This window comes from Candidatus Sordicultor fermentans (assembly GCF_012728195.1).
GTDB classification, from domain to species: Bacteria; Atribacterota; Atribacteria; order Atribacterales; family Caldatribacteriaceae; genus Sordicultor; species Sordicultor fermentans.
Window position 1 is genome coordinate 1 of sequence record NZ_JAAYFP010000104.1, and the last position, 4,647, is coordinate 4,647.

General features: G+C 38.1%; 6 protein-coding genes and 1 pseudogene. All 7 read right to left on the reverse strand.

Annotated features, from left to right (window positions below):
* Positions 1-543 precede the first annotated feature (543 nt).
* Positions 544-1,107 (reverse strand): GNAT family N-acetyltransferase, encoded by a 564-nt coding sequence (locus GXZ17_RS04930; RefSeq protein WP_409376176.1) that lies wholly within the window; start codon positions 1,105-1,107, stop codon positions 544-546.
* Positions 1,108-1,164: 57 nt separating this feature from the next.
* A complete protein-coding gene (locus tag GXZ17_RS04935; protein WP_409376180.1) occupies positions 1,165-1,932 on the reverse strand; it encodes a class I SAM-dependent methyltransferase in 768 nt (255 codons plus the stop codon).
* Between the two features lie 102 nt (positions 1,933-2,034).
* Positions 2,035-2,211: pseudogene (locus GXZ17_RS04940) on the reverse strand (DUF3795 domain-containing protein); the annotation flags it as partial.
* 480 nt (positions 2,212-2,691) lie between these two features.
* Complete coding sequence (locus GXZ17_RS04945; protein WP_409376177.1) at positions 2,692-3,096, reverse strand: MerR family transcriptional regulator; 405 nt, start codon at positions 3,094-3,096, stop codon at positions 2,692-2,694.
* Between the two features lie 12 nt (positions 3,097-3,108).
* Complete coding sequence (locus GXZ17_RS04950; RefSeq protein ID WP_409376181.1) at positions 3,109-3,294, reverse strand: aldo/keto reductase; 186 nt, start codon at positions 3,292-3,294, stop codon at positions 3,109-3,111.
* Positions 3,275-3,457: a hypothetical protein gene (locus tag GXZ17_RS04955; protein WP_409376178.1), complete on the reverse strand. Its 183-nt coding sequence runs from the start codon at positions 3,455-3,457 to the stop codon at positions 3,275-3,277. The genes GXZ17_RS04950 and GXZ17_RS04955 overlap by 20 nt, the downstream gene beginning before the upstream one ends.
* Positions 3,458-3,781: 324 nt before the next feature.
* A partial coding sequence (locus tag GXZ17_RS04960; protein ID WP_409376179.1) for a fibronectin type III-like domain-contianing protein occupies positions 3,782-4,647 on the reverse strand: 866 nt, incomplete at its 5' end.

Sequence of the window (4,647 nt, forward strand, 5' to 3'; positions counted from 1 at the left end):
AATACATTCAGGGGTGACGGACACGGAGGTTTTTATCCGTGTTATTTATGATCTTTTTCTTTTGTCTTTTCTCTTTTCTCTTTTTTGGGGGTTATAAGGGGGCGCCGCCCCCTTATAGTACTTTTCTGTCATGCCTGAAATCTTTAATCAGGCATCCAAGTTTTTGCTTTTTCTTTGGTTTAAAAGACTGTGGACCCCTGGTGGAGGCGTTCAGGGGTGACGAAGAGGTGGGAATCCATGCTTTTACCGAGGGGTGCTTTCTCCCTCAGTTAGTTTTTCATTCTCACGTTTTTTTTAATCTTTTTCTTCTTTGCTCACACCGTAGGCAGGAAGATGCCTTTTCTTCCTCAGTAGGTTTTCGTTCTTCACATCTTTTAATCTCATGCCGTAGGTGGTTCTATTTTTATCTTGTGGGGGGGTATGCCAGAATGACACAAAAAAGAAAGGGGGAGACCCCCGGCTTTATTGCCATTTACAGGATAGATGCACCTCTTGCAAGGAAAATAAGGCTCTGGTTCAGGTCTATCTGTATATCTACTCATCTCAGCTTTCATCAATAATATTTTGAATCTTACCATTAAATTCACTGGCTAATATGTCCATATATATGTGGTCATATTTTTTATTTCCGACAATATATGCTTCTCTTCTCATGCCAATCTCTTTAAATCCACATTTTTCATAGCATTTAATTGCTCGTTTATTAAACGAATGGACCCGTAAAAATACGCTATTTAAATTCAATAAGTTAAACGCATAATCGAGCAATAAATTCATTGCTTCCGTTCCGTATCCTTTGTTCCAGTAATTTTTATCACCAATAAATATTCCTGCCTCAGCCGTCCTGTTTATGTGGTTGACCTCTGACAAGCCACAACTGCCAATCAATTCATCTTTACTCAAGCTAACAATGGAAAAATTATAACCTTCTTTACTTAGCTTTTCTAACGCTTCTTTTTCCCTCTCCAGTGAAAAAATGTAGGGAGAAAAAGATAAATTAATGGTAACATTAAGATCGTTTAGCCATTCTGTATACTTCTCTACATCTTCAATATTTATTGGTGATAAATATAACCGCTCACCCACTATCTTTTTAAAATACTTCAATGGCTTTCCACCCCTCTTATTATAATTTCTTCAAAACTTCCCTCCTAAATCCAAAATTCATCTTTCAGCAATCACCAGCATTTCGTAATCTTCCGGAGTCAATTTATCTTCTCTCGAAAACGCTCCGAGTTTTGCACCGAATATCTCAATTTTCGAGAAACCGAGGGTTTTGAGTAGCCATGTTATTTCACTCGGTACATAATATCTCTCATTACATTCCAGTTTTTTTACAACTCCATGGTCGTCAATAACAGTGGTTATGCTATAATCGCGAAAAGTCATCAGGTCAAAATGTTTACGGTCATATGCCACGTCATCTTCTTTTGCATTTTGGGTGTGAAAGTCGCCTATCGAGTGATAGAGCGGAAATAGCCCATTAAGTGTTGTAAATATAAATTTAGCCTTGCTTTTTAATACTCTGGAAACATTCTTCAAAATTTCATAATTCATCTCATCTGTTTCCATCAGAGGGAATGCCCCCTCGCAAAGCATTATGGCAACATCAAATTCCTGGTTAAAAGGCAAATTACGGGCATCACATTTTAGAAAATTTATTTTGAGATTATTTTTCAAAGCTTTTTCTTGTGCTCTAGCGAGCATCGATTCAGATAAATCAATACCTGTTACTGAATAACCACGTTTTGAGAGCTCTATAGCATGTCGTCCCGTGCCACAGCCAATATCTATTATTTTGAGCGACTTGTCGAAATTCAATTCTTTTTCAAGAAAATCGCATTCGCCAATCGTTCCCTGAGTAAAACACTCCTTATCGTATTTTTCTGCATAGTTTTCAAAAAGAGTCTCATACCATTGTTTTTTTCTCATTTGGCCTTCCTTATCTTTTAACCTTGAAGCTCTTTCATCGATAGATTTGTAATGTTGTTCATCGAAAATCTCGGGATCTTTTAAGTCGATAAATTTCTTACAGGGAAGTTCAGAACACTGCCCACAACTATTATAGTTGTTATCAATGACTGCGCATTTGTATAAAAGACAGATTGCATCTGGAGAGGATGCCTTTGCCCAGAAAGTCTTTCCTTCAACTGCATAACAACCCTGGCATTCTGTATCAAAAAAATGGCATTCATTGCACAGAGACCACAAACCGATAGAATTTGCCTCATATAATATTTCCTCCCCTATTTTTCATCAAATAGAACATAGTAGATAACATCCTGAGTATAAGAGTTTAAAGGTCTTCATCTTTTTATAGTTAAAGATGACCCCTTCTTCCAGAGAAATTCACCTCATCAAACTCTGCCTTTCTCCCGGGTAGCCGGGAGAAAGGCTAAATAAAGATGGACTATACCTGCTTTTCTGAATAAAGCACTTATACCGGCAAAACCAGCTCAGAGCAACAAAACAATATTCCAGACACAGCTTAAACCATCCTTTTATTTTTGTCGAGCCAAGGTGAAAAATACAGAAAAGGTGAAGAAATTCAGAGAAAATTAAAATTCAGCTCCAGTTAATAAAAACCGATAATGGTGCCAACTGGTTCCAGACAACAAAAAAACCAGGATGGTTAAATGAAAAGCACATCGCTTTTATGATATTGAGTATTTCTTTTTAACCATTAGAGACTCATTCACTAGAAGCAACCAAATCGGAGAAAGATTTCAATTTTTCTTCATATTTTACAAGTCTGTCTTCATACCTTTCAATTTTTTTATCCAGGCGTTCCAGGGTTTGTCTCATTTCTTCAATTCTTTCAGCAAGCTGTTGGCGTTCTTCTACTAAAAGATTTTTCCTCTCTCTGATTGTCGAATCTCCCTCCTGAAACATGGTTACGTACTCAATCAATGTTTTGATAGAAAGACCGGCTGCCCGCATGCATTTAATGAAACTAATCCATTCACAATCTTCTTCTGTATAATCTCTAATCCCTTTCTCATCCCGGTTCACGGGCGGAAGCAGCCCAATACGCTCATAATAACGGAGAGTGTGCTCTGAAACACCAAATTTCTTGCTCACTTCTGAAATCTTCATGTCTTTTCCTCCCTACAATATTATAGTTTCCACTCCACCATATAACAAACACACCAGCAGAAACTGTAGCAATGACGATTTCTGCCGTTTTGCATAGTCTTTTATAGTGCTTCCAGTAATCTCTTCACTCGTTCCATCTGAATACACATTCGCCGCATCGAAAAAATTGATACCTGAATCAAGAGCTCTTTTTATAATGGGAACGACTGTATTCCTTGTTCAACAACCACGGTACAATTCCCACTGTGGTACACAAAAACCAGAACTCAAGAGCCAGGACAAAACCAGGCCGGTGCTTCCAGACTTTACATATTTCATCTACTAAATCTTCACTTTCTATAGATTTAATACAGCCAATCACAGTTTTATAATTCTAAAAATGCAAGATAGCTGCAACCATTTCCAGTATAAGTCCTTGAGTTAACTATAAGTCAAGTTTTTATATAAAAAAATTTAACTTATTTTCAAATTAAAATTAGCGTTCAATCTTCTGGTTTAATCGGGTATTAAAATTACTCCTCTATGGAGGGTTAGTGATGGCTTGAGGTGCCGGGTATGGAGCCCCTATCAGCTATTTACCGAAATAGTGCAGTTTACAGCCAATAATATGGAGCAACATATCCGGCGATTTATCAGATTATCAACAATATCTCCTTTAACTTCCAGAGAATGAGCTACTCAAAAATTAACCAATCTCGTTTAATTTATTAATCAGCATGTTCATCATATCTTCAGTAAATGCACCCCCAGAAAACGCCACCAGTGCTCTGAGCGGCGTGTATTTTAAAATAGCTGCCATCGTCTCATCTGATGCCATGTCTTCGACACCCAGCGGTATATTCAACTGCGTAGCTAATTCTTTCATTACCTGAAAAGCAGCCGGGTCAGCCATTATATCGCCTAAAAGTGAATTCCTGGTAAACTGTCTCTTTATCCGTACAGTGGAATTCACTTTTATCGTTTCTCTTAATACTATATCCTTAGAGGAACTGCCTATCAGTATTTCAAAATCTCCACTTTCTACATGCCAATCTTTAATATCGGCATTGTAATAAGCAAAAGCCCTTTTATCCAGTACAAACTCAACAGTTGCCTCCTGCCCGGGAGCAAGTTCCACTTTGCAGAATTCTTTAAGCTCTTTTTCTGGCCTTATGACGCTGTGTTCTATATCTCTAACGTAAAGCTGCACTATTTCTTTACCGGTCATATTCCCTGTATTCTTCACTTTGGCCTTCACTGTAACTGTATCTCTCTCATTAATCTCTTTTTTGTCTGCTGAGATATCTGTGTATTCAAAAGTGGTATAGCTCAATCCATAGCCAAAAGGAAATAGTGGCTCTATCTTCTTGGCATCATAATACCTGTAACCCACAAACAGACCTTCTCTATATTCCACCCTATCACCTTCGCCTGGAAAATTCAGGTGTGAGGGGTTATGGGATAATGTTTTAGGGAAGGTTTCAGCCAGCTTACCACAGGGGTTAGCACGTCCGAAAAGCACATTCGCTATCGCACCACCAAACGCCTGACCTCCCAGATAAGCTTCTATCA

What these genes read in the sequence shown, in the direction of transcription:
- GXZ17_RS04935 (WP_409376180.1), bottom strand. Translation starts at nt 1,932, where the DNA reads ATGAGAAAAAAACAATGGTATGAGACTCTTTTTGAAAACTATGCAGAA.
- GXZ17_RS04945 (WP_409376177.1), bottom strand. Translation starts at nt 3,096, where the DNA reads ATGAAGATTTCAGAAGTGAGCAAGAAATTTGGTGTTTCAGAGCACACT.